General features: G+C 71.5%; 19 protein-coding genes and 1 riboswitch. Of the genes, 2 read left to right on the top strand and 17 right to left on the bottom strand.

Going from position 1 to position 17346, the window contains the following annotated elements; all coding sequences use genetic code 11:
* Positions 1–35 precede the first annotated feature (35 nt).
* Positions 36–1115, bottom strand: a complete 1080-nt coding sequence (locus tag ACF073_RS25140) for a thiamine ABC transporter substrate binding subunit (protein ID WP_392073552.1) — start codon at positions 1113–1115, stop codon at positions 36–38.
* Between the two features lie 81 nt (positions 1116–1196).
* A riboswitch (TPP riboswitch) is annotated at positions 1197–1304 on the bottom strand.
* Between the two features lie 23 nt (positions 1305–1327).
* Entirely contained in the window at positions 1328–2434 is a 1107-nt protein-coding gene (gene rlmN, locus ACF073_RS25135; protein ID WP_392073551.1) for a 23S rRNA (adenine(2503)-C(2))-methyltransferase RlmN, read from the bottom strand.
* Between the two features lie 177 nt (positions 2435–2611).
* Here rlmN and ACF073_RS25130 point away from each other — a divergent pair, with 177 nt between their 5' ends.
* Entirely contained in the window at positions 2612–2920 is a 309-nt protein-coding gene (locus tag ACF073_RS25130) for a hypothetical protein (RefSeq protein ID WP_392073549.1), read from the top strand.
* An 80-nt stretch (positions 2921–3000) separates the two neighbouring features.
* Here ACF073_RS25130 and ACF073_RS25125 read toward each other — a convergent pair whose 3' ends face one another.
* The 7 genes from ACF073_RS25125 to rpsB form a co-directional block, all read right to left on the bottom strand.
* Complete coding sequence (locus ACF073_RS25125) at positions 3001–3213, bottom strand: hypothetical protein (RefSeq protein ID WP_392073547.1); 213 nt, start codon at positions 3211–3213, stop codon at positions 3001–3003.
* Between the two features lie 116 nt (positions 3214–3329).
* A complete protein-coding gene (locus tag ACF073_RS25120) occupies positions 3330–4610 on the bottom strand; it encodes a cytochrome P450 (RefSeq protein ID WP_392073545.1) in 1281 nt (426 codons plus the stop codon).
* A gap of 210 nt (positions 4611–4820) precedes the next feature.
* Entirely contained in the window at positions 4821–5954 is a 1134-nt protein-coding gene (locus tag ACF073_RS25115; RefSeq protein ID WP_392073543.1) for a phosphatidate cytidylyltransferase, read from the bottom strand.
* Entirely contained in the window at positions 5954–6511 is a 558-nt protein-coding gene (frr, locus tag ACF073_RS25110) for a ribosome recycling factor (protein WP_392073541.1), read from the bottom strand. The genes ACF073_RS25115 and frr overlap by 1 nt, the downstream gene beginning before the upstream one ends.
* 175 nt (positions 6512–6686) lie before the next feature.
* Positions 6687–7445 (bottom strand): UMP kinase, encoded by a 759-nt coding sequence (pyrH, locus tag ACF073_RS25105; RefSeq protein WP_392073539.1) that lies wholly within the window; start codon positions 7443–7445, stop codon positions 6687–6689.
* Between the two features lie 213 nt (positions 7446–7658).
* Positions 7659–8495: a translation elongation factor Ts gene (gene tsf, locus ACF073_RS25100; RefSeq protein WP_392073537.1), complete on the bottom strand. Its 837-nt coding sequence runs from the start codon at positions 8493–8495 to the stop codon at positions 7659–7661.
* Between the two features lie 152 nt (positions 8496–8647).
* Positions 8648–9559, bottom strand: coding sequence for a 30S ribosomal protein S2 (gene rpsB, locus ACF073_RS25095; protein ID WP_392073534.1), 912 nt, complete (start codon positions 9557–9559; stop codon positions 8648–8650).
* A gap of 271 nt (positions 9560–9830) precedes the next feature.
* Between rpsB and ACF073_RS25090 the strand changes: the two genes are divergently transcribed.
* Positions 9831–10412 (top strand): murein hydrolase activator EnvC family protein, encoded by a 582-nt coding sequence (locus ACF073_RS25090; RefSeq protein WP_392073532.1) that lies wholly within the window; start codon positions 9831–9833, stop codon positions 10410–10412.
* Between the two features lie 143 nt (positions 10413–10555).
* On the opposite strand, the gene ACF073_RS25085 is transcribed toward ACF073_RS25090, so the two are convergent.
* From ACF073_RS25085 to lepB, 8 genes are all read right to left on the bottom strand, one after another.
* Positions 10556–11113: a TetR/AcrR family transcriptional regulator gene (locus ACF073_RS25085; protein WP_392073717.1), complete on the bottom strand. Its 558-nt coding sequence runs from the start codon at positions 11111–11113 to the stop codon at positions 10556–10558.
* A gap of 64 nt (positions 11114–11177) precedes the next feature.
* A complete protein-coding gene (gene whiG, locus ACF073_RS25080; protein ID WP_392073530.1) occupies positions 11178–12020 on the bottom strand; it encodes an RNA polymerase sigma factor WhiG in 843 nt (280 codons plus the stop codon).
* 321 nt (positions 12021–12341) lie between these two features.
* Entirely contained in the window at positions 12342–13502 is a 1161-nt protein-coding gene (dprA, locus tag ACF073_RS25075; protein ID WP_392073529.1) for a DNA-processing protein DprA, read from the bottom strand.
* Complete coding sequence (locus tag ACF073_RS25070) at positions 13499–15124, bottom strand: YifB family Mg chelatase-like AAA ATPase (protein WP_392073527.1); 1626 nt, start codon at positions 15122–15124, stop codon at positions 13499–13501. Before ACF073_RS25070 ends, dprA begins: the two co-directional genes overlap by 4 nt.
* Positions 15125–15517: a YraN family protein gene (locus tag ACF073_RS25065; RefSeq protein ID WP_392073525.1), complete on the bottom strand. Its 393-nt coding sequence runs from the start codon at positions 15515–15517 to the stop codon at positions 15125–15127.
* Positions 15518–15613: 96 nt separating this feature from the next.
* A complete protein-coding gene (locus ACF073_RS25060; protein WP_014675276.1) occupies positions 15614–15922 on the bottom strand; it encodes a DUF2469 domain-containing protein in 309 nt (102 codons plus the stop codon).
* A gap of 56 nt (positions 15923–15978) precedes the next feature.
* On the bottom strand, positions 15979–16509 hold the full coding sequence (locus ACF073_RS25055) for an NUDIX hydrolase (RefSeq protein WP_392073523.1): 531 nt from the start codon (positions 16507–16509) through the stop codon (positions 15979–15981).
* Positions 16499–17281, bottom strand: coding sequence for a signal peptidase I (lepB, locus tag ACF073_RS25050; RefSeq protein ID WP_392073521.1), 783 nt, complete (start codon positions 17279–17281; stop codon positions 16499–16501). Before lepB ends, ACF073_RS25055 begins: the two co-directional genes overlap by 11 nt.
* Positions 17282–17346: the final 65 nt, after the last annotated feature.

The following is a 17346-nucleotide window of genomic DNA, read 5'->3' as shown; positions in this document are numbered from 1 at the left end:
GGCCGCGTTCCCGCGCCGGTCCCGCTCACGGCCCGTCACTTCAGTACGAGCGACGTCCACGTCTTGACCCACTGGTCGCGGTTGGCGGCGATCTTGCCGGGCGCCATGGTCTCGGGGTGCTCGGCGGCCGGCCCGTACGCGGTGAACTCGGCGGGCACCTTCGCGCCCCCCACCACCGGGTAGACGTACATGTTCAGCGGCATGTCCTCCTGGAACTCCTTGGAGACCAGGAAGTCGACGAACGCCTTGGCGCCCTCGGGGTTGCCGGCGTTGCTCAGCACCCCGGCGAACTCGGTCTGCCGGAAGCAGGTGCCGCTCACCACACCCGTCGGGGCGGTGCTCGGCCGCTTCTTGGCGTAGATCACCTCAGCGGGCGGCGAGGAGGCGTACGACACCACGAGCGGCCGGTCGCCGCCCGCCTTCCTGCCCCCGGAGGAGCCGGAGAACTCCTGGGAGTAGGCCTGCTCCCAGCCGTCGACGACCTTGACGCCGTTGGCCTTGAGCTTCTTCCAGTACTCCGGCCAGCCCTTGTCGCCGTAGCTCGCGGCGCTGCCGAGCAGTAAGCCGAGCCCCGGCGAGGAGGTGGCCGCGTTCTCGGTGACGAGGAGGTTCTTGTACGCGGGATCGGCCAGGTCGGCGAAGGACCGCGGCGGGGCCAGCTTGTGCTCGCTGAAGTAGGCCTTGTCGTAGTTGACGCAGATGTCGCCGTAGTCGACGGGCGTGACCCGGTGCTCGGCCTTGTCGAGCTGGTAGGCGGCGCCGACCGTGTCGAGGCCCTTGGCCGTGTACGGCTGGAAGAGGCCGTTGTCGAGGGCCCGGGACAGCAGGGTGTTGTCGACGCCGAAGAAGACGTCGCCCTGCGGGTGGTCCTTGGTCAGGATCGCCTTGTTGACGGCCTGCCCGGCGTCGCCGTCCTCGAGGACCCTGACCCGGTACCCGGAGCGCTTCTCGAAGTCCTTGAGCACGTTCTTCGAGACGGCCCACGAGTTGTGGCTGACCAGCGTCACGGTCTTGGAGTCGGACGACGCCGTGCCGCCCGAGCCGCACCCGGTCAGGGCGGGCAGCGCGATCAGGCCGAGCCCGACCGCCGCGGCCGTGAGGGTCTTGTTGTGCACTGGATGTCCTCCTGGGGGTTGGCCAGGAAGAGACGCGGCCCTGCCCGGCTCCGCGGGGCGGAGCCGGGCAGGGCGCAACAGCTTGAGTGATGACCGAACTTCCTACCCAGAATGACCTGGGCGAGGTTCAGAGGGTCTGCGGCCCGGTTGCCGCACTCTCAGCGCTGTGGCGCTCCCCTGTCGGAATATGAAGTTGTGTGGACCCGGCCAGGTTACCGCTCGGTGGCCGCGAGCTGACCGCAGGCTCCGTCGATCTCCTGCCCACGGGTGTCCCGTACGGTGACGGGCACCCCGTGCGCGGCGATGGCCTCGACGAACGCCTTCTCGTCCTCGGGCCGCGACGCGGTCCACTTCGAACCCGGCGTCGGGTTCAGCGGGATCAGGTTGACGTGCACGGGCCTGCCCTTGAGCAGCCGGCCGAGCCGGTCGCCGCGCCAGGCCTGGTCGTTGATGTCCCGGATCAGGGCGTACTCGATGGACAGCCGGCGCCCGCTCTTCTCCGCGTACTCGAACCCGGCGTCCAGCACCTCACGCACCTTCCAGCGCGTGTTGACGGGGACGAGGGTGTCGCGCAGCTCGTCGTCGGGGGCGTGCAGGGAGATCGCGAGCCGGCACTTGAAGCCCTCGTCGGCGAACCGGTGGATGGCCGGCACCAGCCCGACGGTCGACACGGTGATCCCGCGCTGCGAGAGCCCGAGGCCGTCGGGGGCCGGGTCGGTGAGCGCGCGGATGGCACCGACGACCCGCTTGTAGTTGGCGAGCGGCTCGCCCATGCCCATGAACACGATGTTGGACAGCCGCGCCGGGCCGCCGGGCACCTCCCCGTCCCGGAGCGCCCGCATCCCGTCCACGATCTGGTGGACGATCTCGGCGGTGGACAGGTTGCGGTCCAGGCCCGCCTGGCCGGTGGCGCAGAACGGGCAGTTCATGCCGCATCCGGCCTGCGAGCTGATGCACATGGTGACCCGGTCCGGGTACCGCATCAGCACCGACTCGACCAGCGTCCCGTCGAACAGCCGCCACAGCGTCTTGCGCGTGGTGCCCTGGTCGGTGGACAGATGCCGGACGACGGTCATCAGCTCGGGGAACAGCGCTTCCCGGAGCTTGGCGCGCGAACCGGCGGGGATGTCGGTCCACTGCTCCGGGTCGTGCGTGTACCGCGCGAAGTAGTGCTGCGCGAGCTGCTTGGCACGGAACGGCTTCTCACCGGTCTCGGCCACAGCGTCCTTGCGCTCGGCGGGCGTGAGATCGGCGAGATGCCGCGGCGGCTTCTTGGCTCCGCGCGGGGCGACGAATGTGAGTTCTCCGGGCTTAGGCATGGCGCTACCAGTGTCGCAGATCCACTTGGGTGACCCGGGGCCGTCGGCCGCTGGGGTGACCGGCGACACCCGGAGGCCGCCCTGGCCCGTCCGAGCCCGCTCGGCCCGGCTGGCACGGGGATGCGCCGCGTAGCAGCCTGGAGACAGGGAACATCCGCCGCATGACAGCCCGAGGAGATGGCCGTGACTTCTGCTGGCTACGACACCACGTCGGACACCGCGTTCTTCGCCGAGATCACGGACGTGTTCAGGAAGCACCCTGAGGCGGCCGGGAAATACGCCCTCGCGAGTCTCGCCGTGGAGCGCGAGCTGGACGTCGACTACGCCCGGCAGTACGGAGTCTCCCGGATCGAGGGCGGCCGGGTCATCACCGAGTTCCATGACCGGGACAGCGATCGGCCGGTGATCCGGGCCCGGCTCTGCGTCAAGTACGAGCTGCGGGGACAAGAGCTGAAGTGCGTGCACTGGATGGAAGCCGAGGAGTGACCGCCACCGCCGGCGGCGACCGCGTGGACGTCCGCCAGCGGCACGGGGCGTTTGCCAGGGGCCCCTGGCGGCAGCCGTGCTCAGTCGTCCGCGGTGCCGCTCCTGCCCAGGCTCCGGCTTCGCTTCTTGCCTGAGTCGCGCACCAGCTCGCCCAGTACGAGCGTCACGGCCGCGACGACACGGGCCCAGCGCGGCCCGCCGCGGTCCGCCCAGACCACGCAGACGCATCCGCCGACGACGAGCGCCAGAACCCCGAGCAGTAGAAAGATCATGTTCCCCACCTGTGCGGTCATGCCGGAAGCCGTGGTCCCGGACGACTTGGTCGTTCCCGCAGACGTCCCACACGCGCGCATGGTTCCGGCACCACCGTCACCACGTCACCGCGTCAACACGTCACCACGTCACCACGTCACCACGTCACCGGCAGAGCCGTCGGTCCGCGGATCAGGCCCCGGCGCTGGAACTCGACCTCCTCCGGTCGCACGGCCAGCCGGATGCCGGGGAACCGGGCGAGCACGGAGCCGATCACGACCTCGGCCTCCATCCGGGCCATCACCGCGGCCAGGCAGTGGTGCGGGCCGTGGCCGAAGGCCAGGTGGGGGCCGTTGCTCCGGTCGAAGTCCAGGGCGTCGGGGTCGGGGAAGACGCCGGGGTCGCGGTTGGCGGCGACGTAGGAGTTGTAGACCACGTCCCCGGCCCGGACCAGCCGTCCGCCGACCTCGACGTCCTCGGTGGCGATCCGGGGGATGCCGACGCCGTTGCGGTGCGGGACGTAGCGGAACAGTTCCTCCACGGCCCGCGGCAGCAGCTCCGGCTCCCGGCGCAGCCGGTCCAGGTGCCCGGGATGCGTGAGCAGCGCGTACATCATCGAACCGCTGTTGTTACGGACCGCGTGGCCGCCGCTGACCTGTACGGCGATGGCGAGGGAGACCGCCTCGTCGTCGGTGATCTCTCCCGTGGCGGTGGCCCGCGCCAGCACCCCGGCCAGGTCTTCGCGGGGCTGCTCGCGACGGCTCCGCAGCAGCTCGGCGATCCGGGTACGGGTGGCACGGGCGGCCTCCCTCGCACGGTCCTCGGACGCGGCGCCCGCGGACAGCAGGGCCTCGCCCGTCGCCGCCCAGCGGTGCCAGTCCTTCTCGTCCACGCCGAGGAAGTCGCGGATCAGGGCGATCGGGAAGGGGCCGTGCAGATGCTCCATCAGGTCGGCCGGGGCACCGGCGCGTGCCATCCCGTCGAGCAGCTCGGCGGCCCTGTGCTCCGCGAGCGGACGCAGCCGCGCCATGCTGCGCCCGGTGAACGCGCGGGCGACGACCCGGCGCAGCAGGGTGTGCCGGGGCGGGTCGATGTACTGCAGGCCGGCCGTCTGCGAGGCCACCGGTACCGGGCGCATGGTGGTGACCGCGCGGCCGGCGACCCGTTCCCGGGAGAAGCGCGGATCGGAGGTGACGAAGCGGACGTCCTCGTACCGGGTGACCAGCCAGGCGTGTCCCTCGCCGTACGGCAGCCGGATCCGGGTCACCGGCTCGTCGCGCAGCAGCTCGTCCAGGAACGGGTCGGGGTCGAGCGCGGGGAGATCGTCGACGGGCCAGAACCGCACCGGCGGGGGCGGCGGGGCGGCGGCCGGACCGACGGGTGCCGGGCCGGGGGCGGGGTCGAGGGGTGCGGGGCCGGGGGCCGGGTCGAGGGGCATCGGGCACTCTCCCTGCGGGCGACGCCGGGCGGCAAGGACACCGTCCTCAGGGCGGGTCCGCCCTCACAGGGAGTCTGCCGCGCGGCGCCCCCGGCCGCCGATTCCTGCTGCGGCATCCGGGTGCGCGGGGCGTGGGGCCGGGCCCGTGCACGACGACGGGCCCCCGCCCTGTGCTCAGGACGGGGGCCCGGAAAGCCGTGACCGCGCGGCTCACGCGGAGCCGACGAACACCACCATCAGCAGCCAGACCACGGGTGCCGTGGGAAGCAGCGAGTCCAGGCGGTCCATGATGCCGCCGTGCCCGGGAAGCAAGGTGCCCATGTCCTTGATGCCCAGGTCCCGCTTGATCATGGATTCCCCGAGGTCGCCCAGCGTGGCGCTGGCCGCGACCGCGAGGCCCAGCAGCAGACCCTGCCACCAGCTGCCCTCGTCGATCAGGAACTGCATGCACAGCGCGCCCGAGACCATCGCGAACAGCACCGCGCCCAGCAGGCCCTCACGGGTCTTGCCGGGGCTGATGCGCGGAGCGAGCTTGTGCTTGCCGAACCGCCAGCCGACCGCGTAGGCGCCGGTGTCGCTGACCACCGTCAGCAGCAGGAAGGTCAGGACGCGCCAGGAGCCGTCCTCCGCGGTGAGCATCAGCGCGACGAACGTGGCCAGGAAGGGCACGTAGAACGCGGCGAAGACACCGGCCGTGACGTCCTTGAGGTAGCCCTCGGGTGGTTCCGTCATCCGCCAGACCAGGACGGCCAGCGCGGTGAGGGCCATGGCGACCCACGCGCCCTCGGCGCCGCGCACATAGCCGGCGACGACCATGGCCGCACCGCCGACCGCGAGCGGCACCAGCGGCGCCTTGATGCCCTTGCGCTCCTGGAGCCTGCTGGTCAGCTCCCACAGACCGACGACGACGGCGACCGCGATGACGCCGACGAAGACGGCCTTGACGATGAACAGGGACGCGACGATCACCACACCGAGCCCGACCCCGACGCCTATGGCCGCGCTCAGGTCACGGCCCGCGCTCTTCTTCTGCGGCGCTGGCGCCGGCTGCGGGGCGTCGGGCATGGGCTCCGGGTTCTGGGTCTCGGCCGGGAGGTGCCCGGTCTGGAACGTCTCGTCTCGGAACAAGGGGCCGCTCGGCCGGGCGGCCCCCCGATCGTCGTCCTGGTCTCCGCCGAACGCGGGTCCGTCGGGCACGATGGGCATGGGGCGAGTCTGCTGCGCCTCAGGCGCATCGTACGCGGGACCCGCCGGGGCAGCCCCCTGGACAGGCCCACCCGCGGTGGGCCCCCAGTACCCGGCCTGCCCCGCAGACGGCGGCGCCCCCCAGGAAGAGTCGCTCATCAGACTTCGAGCAGCTCCGCTTCCTTGTGCTTCAGGAGCTCGTCCACCTGGGCGACGTACTTCGACGTGAGGTCGTCCAGCTCCTTCTCGGCACGGCGGCCCTCGTCCTCACCGATCTCGCCGTCCTTGATCAGCTTGTCGATGGTGTCCTTGGCCTTGCGGCGCACGGAACGGATCGAGACCTTCGAGTCCTCGCCCTTGCCCTTGGCGACCTTGATGTACTCGCGGCGGCGCTCCTCGGTCAGCTCGGGGAACACCACACGGATGATGTTGCCGTCGTTGCTCGGGTTGACGCCCAGGTCGGAGTCGCGGATCGCCTGCTCGATGTTGCGCAGCGCGCTCTTGTCGAACGGGGTCACCACCGCCATGCGCGGTTCCGGCACGGAGAACGAGGCCAGCTGGTTGATCGGCGTCAGGGCACCGTAGTAGTCGGCCACGATCTTGTTGAACATCGCCGGGTGCGCACGGCCGGTGCGGATCGCGGCGAAGTCCTCCTTGGCGACCACGACGGCCTTCTCCATCTTCTCCTCGGCCTCGAGGAGGGTCTCTTCGATCACCACTTGCTCCTGCGTGTCTTGAGTAAGGCCCGGCTCCGGTTCCACGTCGGGGCGGCGGCCGGCTGCGTCGCGTCTTCTTCCTGCACGGTTCCCGACCGGCAGGACATTGTCCATCCCCCGGCCGGGGTCCGGCCTCCTCACGGGGCCGGGCGGCACCTGCCGGGTTGATGCCGGGTCAGTCCCGGCTGCCCTGCTCGCCCACCAGCGTGCCGATCTTCTCACCCTTGACGGCGCGGGCGATATTGCCCTCCGCGAGAAGCTCGAAGACAAGGATGGGGAGCTTGTTGTCACGGCACAGCGTGATGGCGGTGGCGTCGGCGACCTTGAGGTCACGGGTGATGACCTCGCCGTAGCCGAGCGCGTCGAACTTGACGGCGTCGGGGTTGGTCTTGGGGTCGGAGTCGTAGACCCCGTCCACGCCGTTCTTGCCCATGAGCAGCGCCTCGGCGTCGATCTCCAGGGCGCGCTGGGCGGCGGTGGTGTCGGTGGAGAAGTACGGCATGCCCATACCGGCGCCGAAGATGACCACACGGCCCTTCTCCAGGTGGCGCACGGCACGCAGCGGGATGTACGGCTCGGCGACCTGGCCCATGGTGATGGCGGTCTGCACGCGGGACTGGATGCCCTCCTTCTCCAGGAAGTCCTGGAGGGCGAGGCAGTTCATCACGGTGCCGAGCATGCCCATGTAGTCGGAGCGGGCGCGGTCCATGCCGCGCTGCTGGAGTTCGGCGCCGCGGAAGAAGTTGCCGCCGCCGATGACGACCGCGATCTGCGCGCCGTCACGCACGACGGCCGCGATCTCGCGGGCGATCTTGTGCACCACGTCGGGGTCGACGCCCAGGCCCCCGCCACCGGAGAAGGCCTCTCCGGACAGCTTCAGCAGAAACCGGCCGCGTACTTTGCCGTCGTCGCTCTTCTGGGCCTTGGTGGTCATGGGGGATCCCGCCTCTTTCACGTGTTGCACATACGAAGAAGGCCATTGCCGATGGGGTCGCTTTTCGCTCCCATACGCGGCAATGGCCTCCTCGTCAGATCTGCTGTCGTCCGCCTCACGCCGGGGTGTGGCGCTCTACCGGACGACTGCTGTCGACCCTATCGGGAATTCCCGGGGGATTTCTCCGTGGGTCGTGCGTCGATCGGTACGGACTCAGATGCCGACCTTGATGCGCGAGAAGCGCTTCAGGGTGACACCGGCCTCGTCCAGAACCTTCTGGACCGACTTCTTGTTGTCGAGCGCGTACGGCTGGCCGAGCAGCGTGGCGTCCTTGAAGAAGCCGTTCAGACGACCCTCGACGATCTTGGCGATCGCGGCCTCGGGCTTGCCCTCGGCGCGGGTGGTCTCCTCGGCGACACGGCGCTCGGTCTCGACGACCTCGGCCGGCACCTCGTCCTTGGAGAGGTACTTCGGCGCGAAGGCGGCGATGTGCTGCGCGATGCCCTTGGCGACCTCGGCGTTCGGCTTGTCCAGCTCGACGAGGACACCGATCTGCGGGGGCAGGTCGGGCATCGTGCGGTGCATGTACGCGGTGACGTAGCCGTCGGAGAACTGCGCGAAGCGGTCCAGGACGATCTTCTCACCGAGGTTGGCGTTGGCCTCGTCCACGAACGCCTGGACGGTCTTGCCGGCCTCGATCTCGGAGGCGAGCAGGGCCTCGATGTCGGCCGGGTTCGTCTTGGCGACGTGCTCGGCGATGGCCTGGGCCACGGCCTGGAACTTCTCGCCCTTGGCGACGAAGTCCGTCTCGCACTTCAGCTCGACCAGGACACCGGAGGAGTTGTCGTCGGCGATGATGGAGACCACGGCGCCGTTCTCGGCGGAGCGGCCCTCGCGCTTGGCGACGCCCTTCTGGCCCTTGATGCGCAGCGCCTCGACGGCCTTGTCGACGTTGCCCTCGGCCTCGTCCAGGGCCTTCTTGCAGTCCATCATGCCGGCGCCCGTGAGCTCACGGAGCTTCTTGACGTCGGCGGCGGTGTAGTTCGCCATGAGTCTGTGAGTCTTTCTCGAAGTCTGGAAGATCTTCAGATCCGCACGGTGTGCGCTTCCACATGTAGTCGCGGACCGCGCACTCCGTGCCGACCTACGGGTGAACAGCGGGGGCGGACTTCATGTCGCCGCCCCCGCCGTCAACGCTGACGTCAGGCCTGCTCGCCCTCGGCGGCCTTCTCGCCCTCGGCCTCGGCGGCCGGAGCGGCCTCAGCCTCGGCGGCCGGAGCAGCCTCGGCCTCGGCGGCGGCCGGAGCGGCCTCGGCCTCGGCGGCCGGAGCCTCGTCCTTCTTCTCACCCTCGAGCAGGTCGCGCTCCCACTCGGCGAGCGGCTCGGCGGCGGCCTTCTCGCCCTTGTCACCGGTGGCGACGCGCGAGCGGGAGATGAGGCCCTCGGCGACGGCGTCGGCGATCACGCGGGTGAGCAGGGTGACGGAGCGGATCGCGTCGTCGTTGCCCGGGATCTTGTAGTCGACCTCGTCGGGGTCGCAGTTGGTGTCGAGGATGGCGACGACCGGGATGTTGAGCTTCCGGGCCTCGCCGACCGCGATGTGCTCCTTCTTGGTGTCCACGATCCAGACGGCGCTGGGCACCTTCTGCATCTCGCGGATACCACCGAGGGTCTTCTCCAGCTTGGCCTTCTCGCGCGAGAGCACGAGAAGCTCCTTCTTGGTAAGACCGGAGGCGGCGACGTCCTCGAAGTCGATCTGCTCGAGCTCCTTGAGGCGCTGCAGACGCTTGTAGACGGTCGAGAAGTTGGTGAGCATGCCGCCCAGCCAGCGCTGGTTGACGTAGGGCATGCCGACGCGGGTGGCCTGCTCGGCGATGGCCTCCTGCGCCTGCTTCTTCGTGCCGACGAACATGACCGTGCCGCCGTGGGCGACGGTCTCCTTGACGAACTCGTAGGCGCGGTCGATGTACGACAGCGACTGGAGCAGGTCGATGATGTAGATGCCGTTGCGCTCGGTGAAGATGAAGCGCTTCATCTTCGGGTTCCAGCGACGGGTCTGGTGACCGAAGTGGACGCCGCTCTCCAGCAGCTCCCGCATCGTGACGACGGCCATGGCCGTTCTCCTTGGTGTTCTCGGTTGTGCCGCGTCCGCCGGACGGCGGTCGCGCCTGACGCCCACGCGCGCCGTGCCGCAAAGGACCGAGAGGCGCTTGGTACGAACCGTTGCCGGGCCTCGTACCGGGGCGTGCGAAGTCGACCCGGTGACCCAGATCGCCAGAAGAAGTGTACGGGACCGCCGAGGCAGCGGGTGACGCCACTGTCCACAACCGGTCAGTAGTCCACAGGTCCGGCCATGACCGGCGGGGGTGCGGGACGGTGTGGGCATGCGACGAGCGATGCGCTGTGCGACGGGGTGGGCGGTGTGGGCGGCGGCTGTGCCGCCGGGTCTGGCGTTGATCGCGCTCACGCCTCTGGCCTGGGCGGACACTCCGCCCCCGGCTCCCCCACCGGCCTCTCGGGCTCCGGTTCCGGCCGTCGCCCGCACCTGGCCGGTCGGGGTGCGCCCGCCGGTGCTGCGGGGCTGGGAACCACCCGCGACGGCGTACGGTCCCGGCCACCGCGGCGTGGATCTGGCGGCGTCCGCCGGCTCCCCGGTGCGCGCGGTGGCCCCGGGCCGGGTGCTGTTCGCGGGCCGGGTCGCGGGACGGGGCGTGGTGTCGGTGACCCTGACGGGCACGGACCTGCGCACCACGTACGAGCCGGTGCGCACGACCGTGCGCGAGGGCGACGAGGTGACCGCGGGCGAGGTCCTGGGAGCGGTGGAACCGGCGGTCTCCCACTGCGCCCCGGCGACCTGTTTGCACTGGGGCCTGCGGCGGGACAGGACCTATCTGAACCCCCTGTCCCTGCTCCCCCGCCGGCTCCTGCACCGCGGCCCGTCCCGCCTGCTGCCGCTGCCGGGGTAGGACACGGCGGGCCGCCACAAACTGCCCGCACCAACCTGCCGGCTACGGGCTACGGGCTACGGGCTACGGGCTACGGGCTACGGGCTACGGGCTACGGGCTACGGGCTACGGGCTACGGGAAGGCGTACCCGCCCCGGCCGGGCTCAGCCCCGCACACCGCGCAGCGCCATGGAAACAGCGGCGTCGGTGATGGCCGTCGGATCCTCCGCCGCCCCCAGCTCGATCCTCCGTACCGCCGCGTCCACGACCCCTTGCAGCAGCATGGCGGCCAGCCGGGGCTGTGCGTGCCCCATCTCCGCCAGCGCCTCGGCGATCATCGCGACCAGGCCCCCGTGCGCGGCCCGGATCTTCTCCCGCGCCCCGGCGTCCAGCTCACTCGCGGAGATGGCCACGACCGCCCGGTGCCGCCGGTCCCCCACCAGGGCCAGCTGCCGGCGCACGTAGGCCTCGACCTTGCCCTCGGCCGAGCCGGCACGCTCCATGGCCGCCTCGACCTCCGCGGCCCACACCGGGAAGTCGGCCTCGCACAGCTCCTCGACCACGGCGGCCCGGGAGCGGAAGTACTCGTAGACGGACGAGCGCGCAAGGCCCGTCCGCTCGGCCAGCGCGGGGAAGGTCAGCGCCTCCGTCCCGCCCTCGGACAGCAGGGACCGAGCCGCGTCCAGCAGGGCGGCTCGCTGCATCGACCGGTGTTCGGCCACGGAGGCCGCTCGAATCCTTGGCACGTCGTCCACTGTACGGACACGCCGCCCGCGAGGGGAGGACTCAGCGCCCGAAGCCGGCCAGCTTGGCCCGGAGCTGCAGCACCGACTTGGTGTGGATCTGGCTGACCCGGCTCTCGGTGACGCCGAGCACATTGCCGATCTCGGCGAGGGTGAGTCCCTCGTAGTAGTAGAGGGTGACGACGGTCTTCTCCCGCTCGGGCAGCGTGTTGATCGCCCGCGCCAGGAACCTCCGCAGCTCCCGGTCCTCGGCCACCTCCACCGGGTTGTCGGCGGCGGTGTCCTCCAGCGTGTCCATCAGGCTGAGCCGGTCCCCGCCCTCGCCGCCGACGTGCAGCAGCTCCTCCAGGGCTACCACGTTGGCCAGCGACAACTGGCTGAACACGGCATGGAGTTCATCGACCTCCATGCCCAGTTCGGCGGCGACCTCGCCCTCCGTCGGCGTCCGCCGCAGCCGCGCCTCCAGGGTGGCGTAGGCGCGCTCGACGTTGCGCGCCTTCTGCCGGACCGAGCGGGGGATCCAGTCCAGCGCCCGCAGCTCGTCGATCATCGCGCCGCGGATGCGGGTGATCGCGTACGTCTCGAACTTGATCTCCCGGTCGATGTCGAACTTCTCGATCGCGTCGATCAGCCCGAACACCCCCGAGGAGACGAAGTCGGCCTGCTCCACGTTGGGCGGCAGCCCGACGCTGACCCTGCCCGCCACGTACTTCACCAGCGGCGAGTAGTGCAGGATCAGCTGCTCCCGCAGCCGGTCGTCCCCCGTCGCCTTGTACGACCGCCACAGCTCGTCGAGCGTCGAGGGGGCGGGCGGTCGCACGCTGCCGCCGTCGCGGGCGGCTGGGGGGATCGCCGCCCGGTCGGACCCGGAGGTGTGCTGGGGCATTCGTCGCCTTGTGCCGTTCTGCCGTGAAGTGCTGTGAAGTGCTGTGCCGTGGGAGGGAGTGGGGTTCCTGCGCCGAAGTGGGCTGACTGGGTGAGGGGCTGGTCCGGTGTCGGGTGGGCGTGGTCTGCGTCACCACCTTTGTGAGCGTAGCGTGACTGAGGAGTCGCGGTGTGCGAACAGGACCGCTCCACCCCTGCGCGGGGCGCCCGCGCAGGGCGTGCGATCGCGTTCCGCGCCTCGCTCTGCGTGACGACGCCGAACGCCAACTCCGGGAAACGCCAAGGGCGTCGGGCGTTCCCCCGGACGGCCGAACACGGTCGGTCAACGAGGCGGGCGACCGCCCCGGACCGAGATCACCGCCTGGCGTGTCAACTTCCAGCCATCGCCGTGTCGTTCGACGTAACCAAGTGCTCGGAGTTCGTACAGTCTCGCGATCGCCTCGTCCCGGCTGGTGCGGGCGCCGCGCGCGATCTCCTCGACGGGAGCCGCGCGACCGGCGGGAAGGGCGGCGAGCACACAGCGGGCGGCCGGTTCCAGCAGGTCACGCGGGAGAACCGGACCGCGTCGCGGCGGCGCGAGGTCACCCATGTCGCCCACGAGTTCGACGACCTCCGCGGCATCGGTGACCAGGGTGGCCTCATCGCGCAGCAGTTCGTGCACACCGGCGGAGAGCGCGCTGGTGACCGGGCCGGGCACGCCCATGGTGAACCGGCCCAGGCGCTGTGCGGCCCGGGCGGTGGCCAGCGAACCGCTGCGGCGGGCGGCTTCCACGACGACGGTTCCCCTGGTCAGGGCCGCGATCACCCGGTTGCGGAGGATGAATCTGCTGGGTGTCGGGTGGTCCCCGGGCGGCAACTCGCCCACCACCAGGCCCTGTTCCGCGATCCGGCCGATCAGCGCGGCGTGCCCGCGGGGGTAGGGCTGGTCGACGCCGCAGGCCAGGACGGCGACGGTGGCGCCGCGAGCGGCGAGGGCGCCCCGGTGGGCGGCGCCGTCGATGCCGTAGGCGCCGCCCGAGACGACGACCCAGCCCCGCTCGGCGAGGCCGGCGGCGAGGGTGGCGGCCACATGGGTGCCGTACTCGGTGCAGGCGCGGGCGCCGACCACGGCCACCGACCGCAGCGCCCACATCCGCAGACCGGGCCGGCCCCGCACCCACAGCCCGAGGGGCCGGGCATCCCCGAGATCGTCGAGCTGCCGGGGCCACTCGCCGTCGCCGGGGGCGACGAACCGCGCCCCAGCGGCCCGGGCCAGCGCGAGATCCCGCTCCGGCTCGGCCCGCTCGGCGCGCGCCACGAGCCCAGCCCACCGGGTCCCGCTCACCCCCGGCAGCCTGTCCCCGCCGTCCCGCAGCCGCCACACCACCTCCCTGACCCCGAACTCCCGCACCCACCGGCCGCCGACCTCGTCCCCGGGCTCGATCACCCGCCCGAGGAAGACCCGGCCGAGCGGCCCGTCGCCGGGGACCCCCGCTCCGGTCATGTCAGCGCCCCGATGGCCATCGGGACGCCCCGGGGGACGCCGGTGCGCAGGTGCAGCGCCAGGGCGACGTCGGTCGCGTCCGGGCGGTCGTGCCCGACGAGGTCGGCGACGGTCCAGGCGACGCGCAGGACCCGGTCGATCCCGCGGGCGGTGAGCACGCCCCGCTCCAGACTGCGTTCGGCCTCGTCCATGGCCCCGGCAGCCGCCTGGTACCGGCTCCGCAGTTCCCGGCCCGGGACCTCGCTGTTGGTGCGCCACGGGGTGCCGGCGAGGCGGGCCGCCGCCCGCTCCCGGGCCTGCCGCACCCGCTGGGCCACGGTCGCCGTGGACTCGCCGCGGGCGCCGGGCTCGGTGAGCTGGGTCCGGGTGACCGGATCGACCTCGACCCGCAGGTCCACCCGGTCCAGCAGCGGACCGGACAGCCGGGACTGGTAGCGGCGGATCACCGACGGCGGGCACTCGCACAGCGAGTCGCGGAGCGAGAAGCGCCCGCAGGGGCAGGGATTGGCGGCCAGGACCATCAGGAACCGCGCCGGGAACCGGACCACGCCCGCGCTGCGCGCGATCACCACGTGCCCCGACTCCAGCGGCTGGCGCAGGGCGTCCAGGGTCTGGCTGCGGAATTCGGGGGCCTCGTCAAGGAACAGCACACCGCGATGGGCGAGGGACACCGCGCCGGGCCTGGCGACGCCGGGGCCGCCGCCGACCAGTGACTGCATCGTGGCGGAGTGGTGCGGGGCGCAGTAGGGAGCGATGTCGATGAGCGGCTTGCCGGGGGGCAGCAGCCCGGCGACCGAGTGCACCGCCGTGACTTCCAGCGACTCCTCCCGGGTGAGCCGGGGAAGGACGGCGGGAAGGCGCTCGGCGAGCATGGTCTTGCCCGCCCCGGGCGGCCCCTCCAGGAAGACGTGGTGTCCCCCGGCGGCGGCCACCTCCACGGCCGTGCGGGCGGAGGTCTGCCCCACCACGTCCGCCAGGTCGTGATCGTGGTCGTGCTGGGCGGCACCGAGGCTGTGCATGCCGGTGGCGGCACCCGTGCCCGGCACCCGCAGGCCCGCCAGGAGCGGATCGGGCCTGCCCTGCTCGTCCGGCGCCTCGTCGGGGACGGGCTCGTCGGTCAGGACGGCGATGAGCTGCCGCAGACTGCGGACACCGAGCACGGACACGCCCGGGACCAGCGAGGCCTCGGCGGCGGCGCACTCGGGAACGACCACCTGCTCGTACCCCGCGTCGGCCGCGGCGAGCACGGCCGGGAGGATGCCCCGCACCGGTCGCACCCGGCCGTCGAGGCCCAGCTCCCCGATCATGACGATGTCGGCGAGGACCCGGGGGTCGATCCGCTCGGCGGCGCCGAGCACCGCGCAGGCGACGGCCAGGTCGAAACCCGAGCCGGCCTTGGGGACCGAGGCCGGGCTGAGTCCGACGGTGAGCTTCTTCTGCGGCCATGCGCCGCCCGAGTTCACCACCGCCGCCCGCACCCGGTCCCGGCTCTCCGTCAGGCTCTTGTCCGGGAGACCGACCAGGGCGAAGGCCGCGACGCCGGGTTCGAGGTCGGCCTGGACCTCCACGACCACGCCCTCGACGCCGACCAGGGCCACCGAGCACGTACGGGCGAAGCCCATTCAGGCCACCCCCCGCGCGTGCTCGACGGACGCGGCGCCCCGGCGGGGCAGGACGACGCCGATCAGGTCGATGCGGACGCCGCCCGGCGGTGCTCCTCCATGGGCCTGGACCCAGTGTTCGGCCAGCAGGCGGAGCCTGGCCGCCTTCTCGGGTGTCACCGCGGCCATCGGGTGCTCGTAGCCGCCGCCCCGGCGGGTCTTCACCTCGCAGACGACGAGCGCGTCACCGTCGCGCGCCACGATGTCGATCTCGCCCGACCGCCCGCTGCGCCAGTTGCGCTCCAGGATCGTCATCCCGGTCTCGACGAGCCGCCGCGCGGCCAGGTCCTCGCCGTATTTGCCGATCGCTTCTCGTGCGTTCATGTCGGCACCACCTCCGGCGCCAACCGTCACGCACCCCGTCCCCGGATGGTGATCTCGGTGGACTACCGGGCGGTTGTGGAAAACTCCGTCACCCGGCAGGGGGACGCCGCACGAAGCCGCAGGTCATCAGCCCCCCGGCAGCTCCAGATCACTCTTGTTCAGCTCTTCGATGTTCACGTCCTTGAATGTCAGCACGCGAACCTGCTTGACGAAGCGAGCCGGCCGGTACATGTCCCAGACCCAGGCGTCGGCCATCGTCACCTCGAAGAACACCTCACCCTGAACCGAGTGCACCTGCATCTCGTAGTCATTGGTGAGGTAGAAACGCCGCTCGGTCTCGATCACGTATTTGAACAGACCGACGACATCTCGGTACTCCCGGTAGAGCTTCAGCTCCATCTCGGTCTCGTACTTTTCGAGGTCCTCGGCGCTCATGGCATGTTCCCCTTCAGCCGTGCGATCCCCCCATTGTGCGCCAGTCCCGGTGGCCCTCAGACGATTTCCGTGTCGAGGGTCAGGGGCGTGGCCGGGGGACCTTCGACGAGCAGCGTGCGCAGCAGCTCGGCGAGTCTGGTCGGATACACCGTCTCATGTGCCCGGGTCAGTTCCTGACACGTCCACCAGCGCGCTCCGGCGACGCTGCGCCGCTCCAGCTCGGTCAGTGCCGTCGCGGCGGTGGCCGTCTGGCTCGTACGGGCCAGGTAGTACCACTCGTCCTGGTCCCAGCGGCGCCCCGCGAACGGGAACGAGCACCGCCGCCGCCAGAGCACGGGCCCCAGCTCGACCTCGGTGATGCCGGTCTCCTCCGCGAGTTCCCGCAGCGCGGCCTCCGCGCGTGTCTCGGTGCCCTCGAGACCGCCGCCGGGCGTGAACCACCAGTCGTCGGCCGGGTCGTCCGGCTCATGGCCGTGCAGGAGCAGGATGCGGTCCTCGGGGTCGAGGAGGACCACCCGGGCCACCTTGCGCGGGCTCTCCCCGCCCGCGTACGACTCCTCGGCCGGCCTCGTGGTGTCAGCGGGCACCGGCCGCCTCCGGACGGGCCGTACGGGCGCGGGAGCGGCTCAGCCGTCCCGCGATCGGTCCGTAGGCGCCGCCGCCGAGGACCAGCACCGCGCCGGCCACGGCCAGCAGCTCGATCGTGGGCAGCGGACCCGGCCGGGACAGGCCACCGAGCGTCTCGAAGCCGGTGGGGCGCTTGAGCATGCCGCCCCAGGGCCAGACGACGGCGTCCACGCGGGCGGAGACCGCGGAGCGGGAGACGGTGCCCTGCGCCGCGTCCGTGAGGTGGGCGGTCGAGTCCAGGGAGCCCTGGCGCTCGTCGCCCAGGAGGAAGAGCCGGCCCTCGGGGACGTTCACCGTGCCGAAGTCCTTGATCTCGGCCAGGCTGCCCTTGGGCAGGTACGGCTCGTCGATCTGCTTGCCGTTGACGGTCAGTTTGCCGTCGGTGCAGCAGGAGACGGTGTCGCCGCCCACGGCGACCACGCGCTTGACCACCTTGGCGTTGGTGACCCAGGTCTTGTCCTCGAAGACGACCACGTCACCGCGCCGCACCTCGTCACCGTCGACCCGCTGGGCCAGCACCCGGTCGCCGGCGTCGATGGTGGGCGTCATGGAGCTGGTGGGCACGGTGTACGGCCGGTAGACCACCGCTCCCCACGCGAATCCGCCGAGGAACAGCACCAGACCCAGCGCCACGGCCGCACCGGACAGCCGCTGCCCGAGCCGGCCGCCGGCCTGTGCCGTACCGGTGCCGCCGCTCTGCGGGGCCGTACGCGTCATGCTCTCGCCACCCATGGACCCGCACCCTACCCGGCGGTCCGGAACGGGGGCAGCCCCTCTTTCCGGCAGGCTCGGGCAGG

The sequence above is a fragment of the Streptomyces sp. NPDC015171 genome (assembly GCF_043079545.1).
Taxonomy (GTDB): Bacteria; Actinomycetota; Actinomycetes; order Streptomycetales; family Streptomycetaceae; genus Streptomyces.
Note: the sequence above shows the minus strand (reverse complement) of the source record. Positions and strands in the feature narration are given on the sequence as shown.

What these genes read in the sequence shown, in the direction of transcription:
- dprA (WP_392073529.1), bottom strand. Translation starts at nt 13,502, where the DNA reads ATGACCGGAGCGGGGGTCCCCGGCGACGGGCCGCTCGGCCGGGTCTTC.
- whiG (WP_392073530.1), bottom strand. Translation starts at nt 12,020, where the DNA reads ATGCCCCAGCACACCTCCGGGTCCGACCGGGCGGCGATCCCCCCAGCC.
- ACF073_RS25115 (WP_392073543.1), bottom strand. Translation starts at nt 5,954, where the DNA reads ATGAGCGACTCTTCCTGGGGGGCGCCGCCGTCTGCGGGGCAGGCCGGG.
- tsf (WP_392073537.1), bottom strand. Translation starts at nt 8,495, where the DNA reads ATGGCGAACTACACCGCCGCCGACGTCAAGAAGCTCCGTGAGCTCACG.
- pyrH (WP_392073539.1), bottom strand. Translation starts at nt 7,445, where the DNA reads ATGACCACCAAGGCCCAGAAGAGCGACGACGGCAAAGTACGCGGCCGG.
- rpsB (WP_392073534.1), bottom strand. Translation starts at nt 9,559, where the DNA reads ATGGCCGTCGTCACGATGCGGGAGCTGCTGGAGAGCGGCGTCCACTTC.
- ACF073_RS25070 (WP_392073527.1), bottom strand. Translation starts at nt 15,124, where the DNA reads ATGGGCTTCGCCCGTACGTGCTCGGTGGCCCTGGTCGGCGTCGAGGGC.
- ACF073_RS25120 (WP_392073545.1), bottom strand. Translation starts at nt 4,610, where the DNA reads ATGCCCCTCGACCCGGCCCCCGGCCCCGCACCCCTCGACCCCGCCCCC.
- ACF073_RS25130 (WP_392073549.1), top strand. Translation starts at nt 2,612, where the DNA reads ATGGCCGTGACTTCTGCTGGCTACGACACCACGTCGGACACCGCGTTC.
- ACF073_RS25125 (WP_392073547.1), bottom strand. Translation starts at nt 3,213, where the DNA reads ATGACCGCACAGGTGGGGAACATGATCTTTCTACTGCTCGGGGTTCTG.
- ACF073_RS25090 (WP_392073532.1), top strand. Translation starts at nt 9,831, where the DNA reads ATGCGACGAGCGATGCGCTGTGCGACGGGGTGGGCGGTGTGGGCGGCG.
- lepB (WP_392073521.1), bottom strand. Translation starts at nt 17,281, where the DNA reads ATGGGTGGCGAGAGCATGACGCGTACGGCCCCGCAGAGCGGCGGCACC.
- ACF073_RS25060 (WP_014675276.1), bottom strand. Translation starts at nt 15,922, where the DNA reads ATGAGCGCCGAGGACCTCGAAAAGTACGAGACCGAGATGGAGCTGAAG.
- rlmN (WP_392073551.1), bottom strand. Translation starts at nt 2,434, where the DNA reads ATGCCTAAGCCCGGAGAACTCACATTCGTCGCCCCGCGCGGAGCCAAG.